The sequence below is a fragment of the Streptomyces sp. NPDC101166 genome, assembly GCF_044768125.1.
Classification (GTDB): domain Bacteria; phylum Actinomycetota; class Actinomycetes; order Streptomycetales; family Streptomycetaceae; genus Streptomyces.
On the sequence record NZ_JBIWPF010000368.1, the window covers coordinates 1 to 1,036 of the forward strand.

The following is a 1,036-nucleotide window of genomic DNA, read 5'->3' on the forward strand; positions in this document are numbered from 1 at the left end:
ATCCTGGTGACCAGAAGGTCCCGATCCCGAGCAAGGAGTTTCTTATGACGACCGTGTCCGGCTCTCCGGCAACGGAATTCGTGGCCGAGCAAGTGCCGCTGCGGCGCTGGTTCGGCATCACGGCTGTGGCCATGGGCACATTCGCCATGGTGACGTCCGAACAGTTGCCGGTGGGCCTGCTCCCCTCGGTGAGCAGCGCACTCGGAGTGTCCGAGGGGACCACCGGGCTGATGGTGACCGTGCCCGGCCTGGTGGCATCGGCGACCGCGCCCATCCTGCCGGTGGCCATCGGCCGCCTGGACCGCCGGGTCGTACTGCTGGGCCTGATCACCCTCATGATCGGCGCCAATCTCCTCTCGGCCTTCGCCCCCAATTTCGCGTCGTTGCTGGCCTCTCGGTTTCTGATCGGCATCGCCATCGGCGGATTCTGGGCACTGGCCGCGGGCATCGCGGTGCGCATGGTGCCGGAGAAGCTCGTGCCCCGGGCCACCGCGATAGCCTTCGGCGGCGCCACCGCGGCCAATGTCCTCGGCATCCCGGCGGGCACGCTCATCGGCGAATTGACCGACTGGCGCATCGCATTCGGTTTACTCGGTGGCCTCGGGCTGGTGGTGGTCGTGGCGCTGCTCGCCCTGCTGCCGCACCTGCCCGCGACGCAGGCCGTGCACGTGCGCACCCTCGGTCAGCAATTCCGAAATCCGGTGGTGCGGGCCGGCGTGCTCGTCACCTTCCTCCTGGTAAGCGGGCATTTCGCGGCCTTCACCTACGTGAGCCCGATCCTGCAGAACCTGGCCGGGCTGAACAAGGCGGCGGTCGGTCCGGCCCTGCTGATCTTCGGTATCGCCGGGATCATCGGCAACTTCCTCACCGGCGCTGTGGCCGCTCGCGATGTCCGTACGGCGCTCATCACCATCAGTGCCGTGCTGGCGACGGCGCTGGTCCTCGTCGCCCTGGTGGGCGGCACCTCGATGATCGCGCTGGGCCTGCTGCTGGTGTGGGGCCTGGCCTTCGGCGGCATCCCGGTCGGTGTACAGAC

1 protein-coding gene is annotated in these 1,036 nt (G+C 68.3%); it reads left to right on the plus strand.

What is annotated here, in order from left to right:
• Positions 1 to 44: 44 nt before the first annotated feature.
• Positions 45 to 1,036: MFS transporter (locus ACIRS4_RS39165; protein ID WP_404205197.1), on the plus strand; the 992-nt coding region annotated here is incomplete at its 3' end.